Origin of the sequence: Micromonospora sp. RV43, from assembly GCF_001029515.1 — a bacterium.
In the GTDB taxonomy this organism is placed as follows: domain Bacteria; phylum Actinomycetota; class Actinomycetes; order Mycobacteriales; family Micromonosporaceae; genus Micromonospora; species Micromonospora aurantiaca.
This window is the reverse complement of sequence record NZ_LEKG01000013.1, coordinates 24,788-38,943: the sequence shown is the minus strand read 5'-3', so window position 1 is coordinate 38,943 and position 14,156 is coordinate 24,788. Positions and strand designations below refer to the sequence as shown.

At 70.9% G+C, this 14,156-nt stretch carries 16 protein-coding genes; 4 read left to right on the top strand and 12 right to left on the bottom strand.

Annotation, left to right across the window (positions count from 1 at the left end):
• Positions 1–241 precede the first annotated feature (241 nt).
• Positions 242–688, top strand: a complete 447-nt coding sequence (locus tag ABD52_RS40635; RefSeq protein ID WP_152748188.1) for a hypothetical protein — start codon at positions 242–244, stop codon at positions 686–688.
• Between the two features lie 186 nt (positions 689–874).
• Here ABD52_RS40635 and ABD52_RS37375 read toward each other — a convergent pair whose 3' ends face one another.
• The 12 genes from ABD52_RS37375 to ABD52_RS05430 all read right to left on the bottom strand — a co-directional run bounded on the left by ABD52_RS37375 (position 875) and on the right by ABD52_RS05430 (position 11,759).
• A complete protein-coding gene (locus tag ABD52_RS37375) occupies positions 875–2,254 on the bottom strand; it encodes a hypothetical protein (protein WP_053065295.1) in 1,380 nt (459 codons plus the stop codon).
• A gap of 42 nt (positions 2,255–2,296) precedes the next feature.
• Positions 2,297–3,016 carry a prepilin peptidase gene (locus ABD52_RS05480; RefSeq protein ID WP_047891001.1) on the bottom strand — a complete coding sequence of 240 codons (720 nt, stop codon included), beginning with the start codon at positions 3,014–3,016 and terminating at the stop codon, positions 2,297–2,299.
• Positions 3,013–5,757 carry a BTAD domain-containing putative transcriptional regulator gene (locus ABD52_RS05475; protein WP_053065294.1) on the bottom strand — a complete coding sequence of 915 codons (2,745 nt, stop codon included), beginning with the start codon at positions 5,755–5,757 and terminating at the stop codon, positions 3,013–3,015. The genes ABD52_RS05480 and ABD52_RS05475 overlap by 4 nt, the downstream gene beginning before the upstream one ends.
• 10 nt (positions 5,758–5,767) lie before the next feature.
• On the bottom strand, positions 5,768–6,196 hold the full coding sequence (locus ABD52_RS05470) for a pilus assembly protein TadG-related protein (protein ID WP_047891000.1): 429 nt from the start codon (positions 6,194–6,196) through the stop codon (positions 5,768–5,770).
• The gene (locus tag ABD52_RS05465; RefSeq protein WP_053065293.1) at positions 6,193–6,561 is read right to left on the bottom strand and encodes a hypothetical protein; all 369 of its coding nucleotides are present in this window, start codon (positions 6,559–6,561) and stop codon (positions 6,193–6,195) included. Before ABD52_RS05465 ends, ABD52_RS05470 begins: the two co-directional genes overlap by 4 nt.
• Positions 6,562–6,713: 152 nt before the next feature.
• Positions 6,714–7,106, bottom strand: coding sequence for a TadE/TadG family type IV pilus assembly protein (locus ABD52_RS05460; RefSeq protein WP_047890999.1), 393 nt, complete (start codon positions 7,104–7,106; stop codon positions 6,714–6,716).
• Positions 7,103–7,297 (bottom strand): hypothetical protein, encoded by a 195-nt coding sequence (locus ABD52_RS05455; RefSeq protein ID WP_047890998.1) that lies wholly within the window; start codon positions 7,295–7,297, stop codon positions 7,103–7,105. Before ABD52_RS05455 ends, ABD52_RS05460 begins: the two co-directional genes overlap by 4 nt.
• 54 nt (positions 7,298–7,351) lie before the next feature.
• Positions 7,352–8,260, bottom strand: a complete 909-nt coding sequence (locus ABD52_RS05450; protein ID WP_047890997.1) for a type II secretion system F family protein — start codon at positions 8,258–8,260, stop codon at positions 7,352–7,354.
• Entirely contained in the window at positions 8,257–9,081 is an 825-nt protein-coding gene (locus ABD52_RS05445) for a type II secretion system F family protein (protein ID WP_047890996.1), read from the bottom strand. The genes ABD52_RS05450 and ABD52_RS05445 overlap by 4 nt, the downstream gene beginning before the upstream one ends.
• Positions 9,082–9,083: 2 nt before the next feature.
• Complete coding sequence (locus ABD52_RS05440; protein ID WP_047890995.1) at positions 9,084–10,412, bottom strand: CpaF family protein; 1,329 nt, start codon at positions 10,410–10,412, stop codon at positions 9,084–9,086.
• Positions 10,409–11,107 carry a hypothetical protein gene (locus ABD52_RS05435; RefSeq protein ID WP_053065292.1) on the bottom strand — a complete coding sequence of 233 codons (699 nt, stop codon included), beginning with the start codon at positions 11,105–11,107 and terminating at the stop codon, positions 10,409–10,411. Before ABD52_RS05435 ends, ABD52_RS05440 begins: the two co-directional genes overlap by 4 nt.
• A gap of 1 nt (position 11,108) precedes the next feature.
• Positions 11,109–11,759 (bottom strand): SAF domain-containing protein, encoded by a 651-nt coding sequence (locus ABD52_RS05430; protein WP_053065291.1) that lies wholly within the window; start codon positions 11,757–11,759, stop codon positions 11,109–11,111.
• A gap of 457 nt (positions 11,760–12,216) precedes the next feature.
• Here ABD52_RS05430 and ABD52_RS05425 point away from each other — a divergent pair, with 457 nt between their 5' ends.
• The 3 genes from ABD52_RS05425 (at position 12,217) to ABD52_RS40630 (ending at position 14,005) form a co-directional block, all read left to right on the top strand.
• Complete coding sequence (locus ABD52_RS05425; protein WP_152748186.1) at positions 12,217–12,459, top strand: hypothetical protein; 243 nt, start codon at positions 12,217–12,219, stop codon at positions 12,457–12,459.
• A 98-nt stretch (positions 12,460–12,557) separates the two neighbouring features.
• Positions 12,558–13,142, top strand: a complete 585-nt coding sequence (locus tag ABD52_RS05420; protein WP_047890993.1) for a hypothetical protein — start codon at positions 12,558–12,560, stop codon at positions 13,140–13,142.
• Positions 13,130–14,005 (top strand): hypothetical protein, encoded by an 876-nt coding sequence (locus ABD52_RS40630; protein WP_235437355.1) that lies wholly within the window; start codon positions 13,130–13,132, stop codon positions 14,003–14,005. The genes ABD52_RS05420 and ABD52_RS40630 overlap by 13 nt, the downstream gene beginning before the upstream one ends.
• Positions 14,006–14,156 lie beyond the last annotated feature (151 nt).

Genomic DNA, 14,156 nt, shown 5'->3' with positions numbered 1-14,156 from the left:
AACCAGATTCAGCACCGCAGCGGTAACACCGACGCCACCGCAGCGCCACCGTCAGCGTCGCCAAGCGACCTCCTGGCGAAGGTACACAAGGCGCGTCGGGCCGACGCACACCAGGATCTGTTTTTCCTGGTCATTCCTAGGTTCACGGTGGTGCATGGGTTCGGCTTGACGTGCGGCGCGGATGGAGCGGGAATCGGGGCCGTCTATCTGCCCGTACCATCCAACCCCGGGGGGCCTGATCATGACTGATCGCCACGATGCACCGGCCGTAGCCGACGCCCTAGCGGCCGTACGCGACGCTGTAGACCGGTGCCGTGTCGTACTGGCGCAACCGGGCCTCCACCCGGTCGCAGACCTGCTCGACACCGCCGCCGCGACGGGCGACCTGACGGCGAAGATCCTCCACCTGGCCGCGCCGCTGGCCGACGAGGACGAACCTGGCACGGAACTGCCGTTGGAGCGGGCGGCTGACCTGGCAGCCGACACGCGGCATCACATCATCACGGCTCTGCACCTCATCGCCGGTGCTCGTGCCATCGCCGCGATGGTCGTCACGCTGCGTCAGGCAACCAGCCCTCCCGCCCGGAGGCGCTGGTGGCCAGGATGGACGGCGCTGCGGTCGCGGGCGGCACGCCTCTGGCAGGAAGCCTGTATGCCACCTGATCCCGATCTGAGCCGGGCACCATGAGCCTCGGCCCATTCGGCCGACAGCCGGTCCTCCGCGCGAGGGACAGACGTCACACCTATTGCCGCTATCGTTGAGCCGAGCCCTACGCCGGTCTTCCCCCGTGGATCGACGTAGGGCTTTCCGGGCCTCGCTGTCGGGGTGGTCAAGGTCGCGCGCGGTCCGCGCTCGATGCACCAGGCCAGGGCTTTACCGGCTGTCACCGGAGTGGGCGAGCGATCGGCGTAGGTGGTCGGGCAGTTCTGCCTCCCAGGCGCGCCGCTTGCGCCGTCCCAGACCTGTGGCGGGCGGTACGCCAGCCGCGCGGGACAGCTCCGCACCGGTGGGGATGCGGCCTTGGCTGGTCTCGGTGTCCCAAAACCGGCGCATCGCCGCGACGGCCGACAGGTCGTCCTGGGTCTCGTCGTCGTCCTCGTCCCCGGTGTCGTCGTCGCGGTCGTCGATCGCCTCGTCATCAGGCTGGCGGCCAGCGGTTGCTCCATCGGGTGTGCTTCCGGATGCGCCTGGGCCGGGGTCTTCGGCGGCTATGGCTGTTACGACGATCTCCGGGGTGTCGTCGCCTCCGAGGTCGGTGCCGGTGGCGTCGGTAGCGGGTATCGCGTGGCCGTGGACTCGCTGCGCCAGCTCGGCAAGTGCCGGTGCGGCCTCGGGACGGTGGTCGTTGAGTCTGGTCGCCTCGTGGGCTGGTACGGCCTGGGGGTTGGCCCAGGCGTTGAGGTGCGCGACTGCCTCGGGGGTGGTGGCGTCGATGATGCCGTAGATGGTGGCCATGTACATCTGGACGGCTTCGCGCTCGCTGGCCGCCTCGGGGATGTCGGCCAGGCCGATGTGCTCGGCGGCCTGCATCGCCCGCCGGATTACCTTGGTGTGGGCGCGGCGTAGCCGCCACGCGGAGGTCTTCTTCTTGTTCTGCAGCAGGTAGAGGTGGAGGCGGGCTCGTCCGAGGCGGGCACGCCGACGTACGCGGTCGACCTCGGTCACGTCACGGCCTTGGGCCTCGGCCAGGCGGAGCCAGACCAGGACGCGCTCCAGGGTGAGGGTCAGGTGGATGCGCCGGGTTGCGGTGCCGGTGCGGGCGTTGCGTTCGGCGGCGAGCGCCCGCTCCCACATCCACGCGGCGACCAGCGGCGCGGCCAGCCGTAGGCAGACCTCGCGGAAGCTGTCGGCGTCCGTGGCGGACAGGGACGCGGTGAGGGCGGCGAAGACCCAGACGGCGATGCCGTCGACGCCGGTGCTGGCGTTGGCCGGGTCGCGCAGCAGCCGTGCGCGGGCCAGCAGAGCGCTCGCGAACAGGGCGACTTCGATGAACCAGAAGAACGCGTACCGCAACGGTGAATCGCCGAGGATGTCGGTGAAGAACTTCCACATTCCCGAGGCGCTAACGGCGGTGGCCAGACCCGCCGCGACGATCGTCAGCAGGTTCGCGACGAGCAGGGTGGCGCGGTGGGCGGTCATCTTGCGCATCCGGTTGGCGGTCAGCAGCAGCAGGCCGACCAGGACCAGCAGCGCCAGGCCGGTGATGACGTTCTGGTTGGCCTGGTAGAGCGCGGTGAGGTCGTCGAAGTTCACGACCGGATTCCTTCCCCGTGGTTCGATTGCGGTGCAACGGCCTTACGGCCAGACGGCGACGGTGTAGGCGGCGGCGATCAGGAACGGGCCGAGCGGCAGCGAGGTTCCGGGAGCCAGGCGGCCGAGGTGGCGCAGGGTGATCGCGGTGAGCGCGGCTGTGCCGAGGCCGAGCAGGACGCCCGCGTAGACGGCGGTCCAGCTGTGCCAGCCGAGCGCGGCGGCCAGTGGCACGGCCAGGGTGACATCGCCCCAGCCGAGCTGCCCGCGCGAGACGGCGGCCAGCACGGCGAAGAACGCGGCCAGGAGGAGCCCTGCGGCCACGGCCCGCACCCATGCGCCTGCCGGGCCGCCGAGGGCGAGCAGGCCGAGGAACCCGGCCGTGGCGGCGGCGGTGATCCGGTGCGGCAGCCGCATCACGGCCGCGTCCACGAACTTGAGAACGATCATCGCGGCGGTCCATACCGCGTACCCGGCGAGGGTGAAGCCGCCGAGCCCGGAGACCGCCAGCCCGGCCGCCCCGGCGAGCGTGGCGGCTTCTACCGCGTAGGGCGGTGCGCCGACCCGCACGCCGCATCGGGCGCAGCGGCCGGACGGTCCGATGGCGTAGGGCCACAGCGGTTTCCCGCACGGGCAGGCGGTTCGCCACGGCTGGTCGTCGGGCACTGCGTGCACGGCGATGGTGTGGCGTAGCAGCGGGACGACGGCCAGCGCGGGCAGCGCCATGCGTATGCCGATTCGGCGGGCGGCGGTCGTGGTGGTCATTTCTGCTCCAGGCTGGTGCGGAGCTTCGCCGCCAGGGTCCGGGTGTCGTCCTGCGGCTCGGCATCCAGATCCGCGAGCGCCTTGGTCAGGGCGCGCAGTAGGGTCCGGATGCCGTCGGCGTCACCGAGCCCGTGGCGGGCGTGCATCGCCCGCACGTACAGGGCCTCGTTGTAGCGGTCCAGCCCGATTGCCTTGTCGAGCAGGTCAGATGCCTCCTGCGCGTGGTGGTCGGCGAGCAGGTCGTCGGCCAGCAGCAGGTGGGCTTCGGTGCCCCAGCGGCGCACCGTCTCGCGGTGCGGGGCCAGCCACTCGTAGTCCTCGCCTTCGGCCAGCGGCGCCGTGTAGAGGTCGCAGGCCGCGGTCAGCAGCTCGCGGCGAGCCGGGCCGGAGGCGATGGCGGCTTTGCGCATCAGGTCGCGCAGCGTCCACACGTCCACGTCCACGGTCGCCGGGTCGAGCTTGTACCCTCCGCCGCCTTTGACGACGTACGCGTTTTGCGCGTCGGGGACCGCGGCCCGGCCGAGCACGTGCCGGAGGTTGCTCGCGTTGGTGTGCACGCGCTGGGCGGCCTGGCTGATGCGGGCGTCGAGTTCGATGTTGTCACCGATGGTTCTGGTCTCCACGCCGTCTGGATGCACGGCCAGGAACACCGCCAGTTCCTTGGCTTTGGCGCGCAGCGCACGGCCGTCGTGGACGATGCCGTCGATACGCGGCGGGCCGATGACCCGCAGCTTCGCCTTCACCGGCCCGGTCGTCGCGGTCGGATCGTCGGCAGGCGGACGCGGCTGCTTCTCGCCGGAGCGCTGCGGCTCGTCGTCGGCCGCGACGGTGGTGCGGCTGGCGTGCAGGGGCACGACGGTCAGCGGCACGGCCGGGGACACGATCGCCGGGGGCTCGCCGGTCTGCGCCTCGCGCAGAGTGGTCAGGATCTGGATTGCGGTGGCCGGATCGAGGACGGGCAGCCGGGCCGGGATAGGGTCGGCGGACTGCCCCGCGACGAGCTTGGTGTGCCCATCCGGGGCGACTTCGATGGTGGCGCCGTGCGCCCACTCGCCCAGCAGCAGCCCGGTCACCTGAAGGCCGCCGCCCAGAGCGAGGGCGACCTTCGCCCGCATCCGGGCGCCGGCGGGCGGGGTTTCGGTGATGAGCATGACCGGGGGCAGCGCCTCCTCGTCCGGGACGTGCTGGCGTAGCTCGTCCAGGTCGGTCAGGGCGTGTTCGTCGAGGATGCGGCTGCGGTGCAGCAGCCACCCCTCGATGACGGTGAGGGCCTCGTCGATGCTGTCGGCCACGTGCAGGCGCGGCCACGCGCCGAGCGTCACGACGTCCGGGCCGAGCAGGGTGGCCAGGGTGGCGGCGTCGATGATGACCTCGCCGCGTGTGTCGGGATCGTGGGGACCGCCCGAGGCGAGCACAGCGACCAGCGCGGCCCGTGCGGCGGCGGATGCGCCGTCGCCGGTGATTCCGGTCCCGCCCGGTGGCAGCGGCGCGAGGTCCGGCACGAGCGGAGGCTGTTGGGTTTCGGTGTCCTCGGGCACGGCCAGTTCCGGGCGGCGGGCGACCGCGCGGCGTACCCGCACAACCGGCTCGGGCAGCATGGTCGGTGGATCGTCGTCGGGCTGGCCGGTGAAACGCCTGCGGCGCTGCAGCCACACCAGGACCACGGCGGCGCTGATCGCCAGGGCGAGCCCCCAGGGCAGCCAGCTCGACGGCGAAAGCTGGACCCCGTGCTCGTCGACCGAGTCCGGGCTTTCGGCGTCGCTGGCGGCCGGCGACACCGAAGCCGAGGAACTCGAAGACGCTGCCGGCGACGGCGACCCGGATGCCGACGTGCTCGGCGAAGGCGACGCGGGTCCTGTGGTGGGCACACCAGGGGGCACGACGACCAGGCCGTCCACGCCGGGGCTGGCCGTGATAGCCGGACTCGCCGTGATCCTGGGGCTCGGGGTGACGGCCGGGGCCGGGCTGCTCGGCGACGTTGACGGGGTCGGCGTGGTGACGACCGGCGGCGGGGTCTGGGTGACAGGTGGCTTGACCGGCGTGGCTCCGTGCGGGGGCCGGGCGTCGGCGGGCAGCCGAAGGTCCCAGCCGGGGTAGATCAGGTTGCAGTCGCGCAGCGTCCCGCCGGCCTTCGGGAAGTGGCGGTGCCGGTTCATGTCGCAGATCTCCGGCCACCTGTTCGCGTCGCCGAGCCACGCCTTGGCGACCTTGGAGAGGTAGTCGCCGCGTTTGACGGTGTAGACGTAGCGCTCGTTGCCGACGTGCACGGTCGTCGGGCCTTCGGCGGCCTGGGTGAGCGCCGGAGCGGCTTGCGCGGTCGCGGTGATCGGGGTCGCGGGGAGGGCGCGGACTTGCTGCGGGGTGGCGGTGGCGGCGGTCGCGGTCAGGACGCTGCCGAGCAGCATGGAGCTGATCAGCAGCGATGCGGCGGTACGCATGGGGTTGCGGTGGCGGCGCGGGTGCAGGTCTTTGACCCCGCGGCCGATGTCGCGCAGCTCGGCGAGCACCGCTTGGGCGAACAGCGCCCAGACGAGCCAGATCGCGACGGCGAGCAGGTTCAGCACCATGCGGTCGGTGACCTCGTCGGTGAGGAATCCGGTCAGCGCCTCGCGGTCGGGCACGGCGTGCGGCAGCGGCCAGCCGATCGCCAGGGTCAGGAAGGCCGGGATTCCGCCCAGCGCGGCAACGAGGGCAGTGCCTGCGCTGGCGCGCACCAGCCAGCGGCCCAGCCAGGACAGCATCACGAACCTCCTAGGGGATGACCGCTTCGGCGGTCGCGGTGGCGTGGAGGGGGATGCTGTCGATCCCCGCGAGGTTGAGCAGCTGCGTGCGCTGCGCGGTGGTGACCTCGACGGTGACGGTCGTCGCCGTGACGGTCACCGTGCCGCGAAGCCCCGCACGAGCGATCCAGCCAGTAGCGGCGGCGCGGGCCTTGACTAGGTCCAGGCGCGCGACTCCGGTGCGGCGCAGCGTGGGCACGTCGAGCTCGCGGGCTCCGGCGCGGGCGGCGGCTTGAGCCGTCGACCGGGCGCTGACCTTGGTGGACACGGCGAGCCCGGCGTCCAGGACGAGCCCAGCCAGCAGCAGCGCGGTGGCGACCCAGACCACGGTGAACGCGGTGACCGTGCCCCGATCGCGGCGCAGAAGACGGCGGAAGGTGTAGCGGCGGTTGGCTCTCATGTCCCAGCTCGATAGGTGTCGATCGGCTCGGTGGCCGAGGCGTGCGCGGTTTTGGTGGTGCCCACACCGGGCAGGCCGAGGTCGTCCAGGCGCATCACGCAGGCCACGTTCACGGTGACCGAGCCGCCCCGGCGGAACTGGCCGGTGTCGGTGTTGGCGGTGCAGCGGAACTGGCTGCCCGAGGCCATGGCGTTGGCGGCGCTGTTGGCGGCGGTGCGGGCGGCGGCGGGGGTCGGCGCGTCGGCGGCGGCTCTAGCCGCCGCTGCGGCCACGGCCCGCGCGTCGATCGAGACGGAGGCGGCTCGGGCGGCCACGACGATGAACATGGCCAGCAGGATCAGGAACGGCACGACAAGGACCGCCATCTCGGTGGTGACCGAGCCGCGGTCGCCGGCCGCGCGAATGCGGCGGGGGCCGCCTGCACGAGGCAGGCGGCCGTCACGGTTTATGCTCAACAATGGACACCTCCTTCGGCCCGCGCCGATGCGGGCGCATGCGTTGCGCCGCAGCGCAATGGCTATGTGCCGGGCACTCGCTCCACGGGTGCGGTGACGGTGACCCGGATCGGGAACGTCAGGCCGGGGATGATCGACGACGCGCGGCCGGTGATCGTGACCGTGGCGGCGGTGGCGCTGCGGCTGGCAGTCACGGCGGTACCGGTCAGCGAGCCGCCGGACAGGTCGTGTAGCAGCGCCTCGGTGTCGGCTTTCCCGGCGGCGGCGCTGCTCTGGTAGGCCCGCGCGGACTGCACGCCCTCGTTGGCAGCAGCCTGCGCCATATGGCGGGCGTGCGCCCACAGCGCGAACTGGACGCCCGCCATGATCAGCAGCAGGAGCAGCGGGGTGGCCAGCACCAGCTCGACGCTGGCCGCCCCTTCGTCCCTGCGACGACGCCGCCGCAGTCCGGTCACAGGTTGATGCCCCGCACCTTCGCCATCACCTTTGGCCCCAGGATCGCCAGCGCCGCTAGGGCGAGCGCGACCAGGAACGCCGTCACGGCGATGGACTCGGTGGAGTAGCCGCCGTCCGGGGTACGCCGCCGGGCCCGGTCGCGCAGCTCCATGCCGACGACCGTGGTGTACGCATACAGCTGGTGGATCATCTTTTCCTCCCGTGAGGTAGTGCCGGAGCGGCCTCTCCGTTCCGGCGCAGGGGCCTAGAGAGCGCCCAAGATCGACGCAAATGCCGGATACATGAGGAAGATCATGAAGCCGCCCAGGAGCAGGACCAGGGGCAGCACCATGCGCTCGGTTGCCGACGCGGCGGCGGCCTCGGTCTCGGCGAGCTGGTGGGTCATCAGCGCCGCCGACCGGGCCGACAGGGTGGCCTTGATCCGCGCGCCTTCGCTGCCTGCCATCGACAGCGCCGCCGACAGCTCGGCCAGCGCGGTCATGCCCGCGGTCTCACCGAGTTCACCGAGGGTCTGCCACGGCGGCCGGCGCCGCAGATGGGCCGCCTGCACCGCCTGGCGCAAAGCCGCCTGAGCCCAGCCTTCGGCGTCGTCGGTCGCGTCGCGCAGCGCCTGTTCGACCCCGGCGCCGCCCGCGAGGGAGATGACGACCAGGTCCAACATGCCCGACACCGCGTTGCGCAGCTCGGCGCGGCGCTTGACGGCCTCCGACGCTAGGGCGAGGTCGGGCACGAACGCTCCGAGCCCGGCCAGGATCAGCGATGCCCACACCGGCAGCTGCCAGCCGATCGGTGTACCGCCGAGAGTGACCACGGCGGCGAACGCGGGCGGGATGAGGAACCCGAGCAAGGCCATGGACGCCTGCTCGGCCAGGTGCCGCGACGGGTCACGGCCGCAGATGCCGAGGTCGGCGCGCACGCTGGCCCGGGGCAGGCCGAGGCGGGCCAGCAGCGGAACGAAGGGTTGGCCGACACCGGCCAGCCGCCCGCCCGGCTGCACGGCGATGGCCGGGCGCGCAGGCGCGGTCATCACCGACGCGGGCGGGTGCAGCGCGGCGAACGCCTGCGCCAGGGTGAGTCGCGGCGGGAACGCGTACGCGGCCAGCAGCGCCAGCCCCAGGCCGGTCGCCAGACCGAGGATGACCGCGGTCGTCATCGGGGACCTCCCTCGGTGACGCCGACCTTCGCAAGGCGCGCGATGCCGAGGAACCCGGCGGCGAAGACGACGCCCACGACGAGGAGGACCAGCTGCCCGGTGACGCTGGAGTACGGGGCGAGGAAGGCCGGGTTGAGCACGATCAGGCCGACCGCCATCGCGATCGTGAAACCGGTGATCACCCTGGCGTTCGTGCGGATCTTCGCGTGGCCCGGTGCGATCTTCAGCCGCAGCGTGGCACGGGCACGGGCGCGGCTGGCCAGCTCCGACAGCAGCTCGGCCAGCTGCCGGGACTGACGAGTCGACGCCTGGATCAACGCCCGCACCACCAGACGCCCGGTCGGGTCGTCCAGGCGCGTACGCAGCTCGCCCAGCGCGACAGGAAGGCGCTGGCCGAGCCGCACCGCGGCGGCCAGCTCGGCGACCTCGTCGCGGATGGCGGCCGGCGCGTACGGAGCGGTCACGAGGATGGCCTGCTCCAGACCGGCGGCGGCAGACAGGTTGTCGCGCAACATCTCCGCCCACATCGCAATCGCCTCCGTCCGCGCCAGAGCGCGAGCGGCGTGCTTGTCCGTGCCGAGGGCGATCGGCAGCGCGTACGCCCCGATCCCGGCCAGGACCGCCCCGACCGGCCAGCCGGTGAGCAGCCCCGCGAGCGCGGCGACGACGAGCGCGACGGCCAGGCGGATGACCTGCTCGCGGGTCACCCGCACGCCAGCGGTACGCGGCCGGTCGGTGGCGGCGCGACGGCCCAGCCCGGCGAGCATAGCGATCAGCCCGAGGCCGAAAGCCGCGCCGAGCAGTGCGGACAGTGCGGTCATGGCTACCACCCGACCCGGCCGATGACGGCAGGGTCGAGCCCGGCTGCTTCGAGGCGTTCGATGGTGTCGGCCCGCAACGGGGTGTTGGGCACCGCCCGCTGCCCGGGGCCGGGCTTCCACACCTCGTTGCTGATGACGTCCCTACCGTCGAATCCGACGACTTCCCGAACGCTGCTGATGACGCGGGTCTTGTCCGGCGACCAGGACAGCTGGACGACGAGGTTCAGGCTCTCCGCGATCAGCATCGCCGATGCCTCGAAGCTGAGCCGTTCGGGCGCCTGGACGGCGTACATCATGAGGCGGCTGAACGCCTGCGCCGACGAGCTCGCGTGCACCGTGGCGAAGGAGCCGTCGTTGCCCTGGCTCATGGCCTTGAGCAGGTCGATCACCTCGTCGCCGCGCGCCTCGCCGACGATGACCCGGTCGGGGTCCATCCGCAGCGCGGTACGCACCAGCGCCGACATCGACACCGCCCCCACGCCCTCCAGATTTGGGCGGCGGGCCTGCAACGCCGTGACATTGGGGTGCGCCACCGGATCGTGCAGCTCCAGTTCGTAGCTGTCCTCGATGGTGATCAGACGCTCATTGGGCTGGATCGCGCGGGCAGCGGCCCGCGCCAGGGTGGTCTTGCCGGTGTTGGTGCCGCCCGAGAAGATGATGTTGAGTTTGGCGCGCATGGCGGCCTGGATCACCCGGCACAGCGACTCATCGAGGGTGCCTTTGGCCACCAGGTCTTCCAGGTCAGCGTTGATCATTGTCGGGCGGCGGATGGACAGCGACGGTCGGCGCGACACCGACATCACCGCGCACAGCCGCGACCCGTCGCGAAGCCGCAGATCCAGGACCGGGTTGGTGCGGTCGAAGGTGCGCTCCTCGCCGTGGCCGGAGAAGTCGTCGCCGAACGCGGCTTCGGTGGCCAGCGTCCGGATCATCTCGATCAGCGCCTCGTCGGATTCGGCGATTGGCGGCCCGATCTCCGACTTGCCCCCGGCGTAGCGGATGAACACCTCATCGCAGCCGTTGGCGTGCACGTTCTCGATGTCGGGGTTGTCGAGCAGGTGCTGCAGCCCGCCCGCGCCGACCAGGTGGTCGATCACGGCGCGGGCGACGCGGGCCTCGACGCTGGCAGACAGCGGCGCCCGCCCGGCCCCCAAAGCCTGCTGGGCGTGGGCGTCGAGGGCCTCGCCGGTGTACTGCTCTGCCAGCCGGCGGCGCTCGGCGGCGGGCAGCGGCCCGCCCCCGGCGTGCCCGGCCAGCGCCTGGCTGACCTGGGCGCGCAGGTCGGCGACGAGCGCGGCCTCCGTGTCTGCGAGTTCCGGCGGCATGGTCATCGGGGGTCACCTCCTGCGGAGATCGTCGGTGTGGCAAGAGTTGCGGCTAGGGCGCGGGCGGTGGCGGGCAGACCCACGCGGGTCCACGCCCGCCGGGGCCTGCGGGTACCGGCGATGACCTCCGCGCTGTGGCGGTCCCACGGCATCTCGGCCACCAGCGGCAGCGGCAGCAGCCCAGCCAGGTCTTCACGCGGATGGGCCAGCGGCCCGACCGTGACCAGGCCAGCTCGCCGGACCGGGATGTCGGCGAGGGAGACCCGCAGAAGGGACAGCACGTCGCCGCCGGCCACGACTAGGACCATGTCGGCCAGCTCCAGCAGCGGCAGCGCCGGGGAACCGGGCTCCAGACGGCCGACGTCGAGGACAATCGGGCGTTCCTTTGCCCAGCGTGCGGGTTCGGTGTCGGCAAGGAGCCCGATCGCGGCGCTGGCCTGCGGGCGACCGGCGGCAGCGAGCACCACGTCGACGCCGAACGGGAGCCGCGTGGCGTGCTCGGTCAGATCGGCCTGCCCAGTGCGGCACGCGTTGGCCAGCGACGCCAGCCCCGGGGCATCCGGCAGACGGTGCCAGCCGCCGAGGTCACCACCCGCCGGATCGGCCTCGATCAGGCACGCGGGCTCGGGCCAGACGGCGGCGAGCGCGGCGGCGACGCTGGTTGCTCCGCCGGACTTCAAAGAGGTGACAGCGATCAACATGTCAGCTGCCACCCACCACGACCAGGGACACCGCCGAGCCTGAACCAGCGACCTTGGTCGCATCGTCACGGCGCAGAAGCAGCGACACCACGGTGGTGTCCGCGCCGTCAGCGCCTGGCACGACCTCGACCACCGTGGCCGGAACCGACACCGGTGCGGACGGCAGCGCAGGGTCGGCGGGACCGCCGTCCTTGGCGACCATGACCACCAGGACACGGCTTCCCGGTGCGATACCCGCTGGGACCTGGCCCGGCTTGAGCGCCGTGGCCACCACCGCCTGCCCGGCGTCGGGCCAGCTGGCCGGGCCGAGCTGCGACTCGGTCAGCAGGACACCCTCGGCCAGTGGAACGGCGGGCGTGCGGCCGACGATCTGCTGCGCCTGCCTCGCCGCGACGAGCTTGATGGTCGGGTCGGGAACCACCCCGACGGTCCGAAGATCAGCAGCGCTGATAGGTTGCCCAGCGGCCACCGGCCGCGCGACCGCGAGCACCTGAAGCCGGGCATCACGGCCCAGCTGGATCACGGCGAAGACGCCTGCGGACAACAGAACAAGCAGCAAACCGCCGACCAGTAGCGACCAGCGCCGCTTCGGCTGCGCCGTGCTGATGCTCGGCCGTGCCGGTGTCTTGGTGCGTTCAGCGACCGCGGTCATGGTTCCTCACCCCCGTTGCAAAAGTCCGAATCTTTGTCGTACCTGAGTGCGAAGGATCGCCGCCACGGACATGGGGGTACGTAGACTGCGTACGTACACGGTGTGCGTACGACGTGCAGGTAGAGCCGCACACGCGCGGTGCTTTTCGCAGGTCATGACATGTCAGGACTAGGCATCGCGCAAAGAGCCCATGGTTACCAGGCCAAAGAGCGCAAATGTGTGATCTCTCAGGGCATGCGGCTCAATATCATTTGCCGCTCCAAGTCCTCCGTGGCAGGTTGGTAGCTCGTCTGCAACTTGCATCCATGGGGGAACAAAGATTGACATCGATGCCCTAGTCCGGATTGCCGACCTGTTCCGCCACCGCTTGGATCCAGCGGTCGTCGCGGTGCTGGCCGAACGGCCCTACAGGTACCGGGCGCTTCACACACGGCTGGAAACGCACCTCGGTGAGCACGTGGACGACAACGCAGTGTCGCGCAGCCTCCATCGCCTCACGAAGATCGGCGTAATCGGCGCCGACAGCAAGCACTTCGGAAGCCGCATCATCAAGACCTACGCCCTGGCCGACAAGGGCGAGAGCTACCTCGTCACCTACGAGGCCCTTGCTCGCGTCTTCGCGCACGTCAACATGTCACGCGACGACTGCGACGGAGTCTGCCCAGTCCACGATGGACGCCGTGGCAAGCGCGTAGCTTGACGCGCTACTGACAGCATGTACGTACACAACTGTCGGTAGCGCGCCCCGCCGACCGTGCGGTACGACTGATCTACGGGGCCTCTCGCGTTGGAGGACAAGTGAAACGCACTGTCACCCGCACAGGACTCATGGCGGCAGCGGCACTGGGAGCGCTGCTCGCCGGCTGCACCCATAGCGACAAGACACCGACCACACTTCCGAGCTCGGCCGCGCCGGCACCAGCGTCAGCGAGCCCTTCGGCTTCGCCGTCCGCGACGGCCGTGACACCGGATCAGGCCAAGCGGTACGCGATCGACGCCTACCTCGGGTTCCAGACCGCGTTCCAGAAGGCTGGCGCTGCCGGTGACCCTGAGTTCCCCGATCTTGCCAAGTACGGCACCGGCGATGCTCTGAAGTTGTTCACGAACGGTCTCAAGTCGGCCAAGACGCAGGGTCTACTGTCGCGCGGCAAGGCTGTCTTCCATCCGAAGATCGCGTCGCTGTCGCCCCCGGCCGCGCCGACGAAGGTGTCCGTGCAGGACTGCATGGACACCAGCAAAACCGAGCGCTACAAGGTGGATGGCAGTCCCTACAAGGACTCGCCCGGCGGCATGCGCCTCGTTCTGGCGGACGTGGAACGCATCGGCGACGAATGGAAGGTGACAGGCATCGGCATCAGAGAGGTGGGATCATGCAAGCTCTAGCGCTGCGCCTGCTCACCGTCGCCGCCGCGTCATTGACGATGGCGTTCGCAGCGGTAGCCCCGGCGCACGCGGACTCCTACGGAGACACCAACTGCACCGTCACCCCGGACGCCCCGCAATGTGTCGTCACGGTGACCTACACCGGCGGCGGCAACGGCAGCGACAACAGTGGAGGAGGCGGCGGGAACGTCGTCTGCAAGGTCGGCGGCAACGTCGTCGAGTGCCACAACGCCTTCGGCTGGCTCGGTAAAGATGGCTGCTACTACGGCAAGGACGGAAGCAACTTCCTGCCCGCCAATCAGTGGATCAAGACCTGCCTCGATCCTGCTACCGGTGATCCCATCCCCGGGCTGAGCATCGTCACGCTGTTCCAGCCGCCAGCGGCTCTCGGCGTGGTCACACAGCGAGCCGTAGACAACCTCACGATTCCCCGACCGGTCATCGCCGCCAACCCCTCCTTGACCGCGACGCAGTTCGTCCACGTCCCCGTGTGGTGGTGGGTGCAGCCCGGCTGGTGGCAGACCCAGACCGCACGCGCTTCGGCCGGTGGGCTCACCATTGAGGCCAAGGCGGCACCGCGAAAGATCACCTGGTATGCGGGGGACGGCTCCTCCGTCGTGTGCAACGGGCCGGGCACGCCCTGGACGACCTCGGCCAACCCCCTGTCGGCCTCGCCGACCTGCGGGCACACCTACACGAAGACCTCCGCGGACAGTCCCGGCGGCAAGTTCACCCTCCGGGCCGTCGCCACCTGGGACGTGTCGTGGAGCGGCGGTGGCTTCTCTGGTACCGAACCCGCGATTACCACCACGACGACGGTCAGCGTCACCGTCACCGAACAACGAGCCGTGGTAGTCCGCTGACCGGAGCCACGCTCGCCCCAGACAGGCCCCTGAGCCGAGATCCCCCGTTCTCGACTCAGGGGTCTTCGCTTCTTCCGCAAACAACCTAGTTCACAGGAAGCCCGCAGAGCGCGCGCTCTGCGGGCTTCCTTCTTGCTCGAATTCAGAGCGG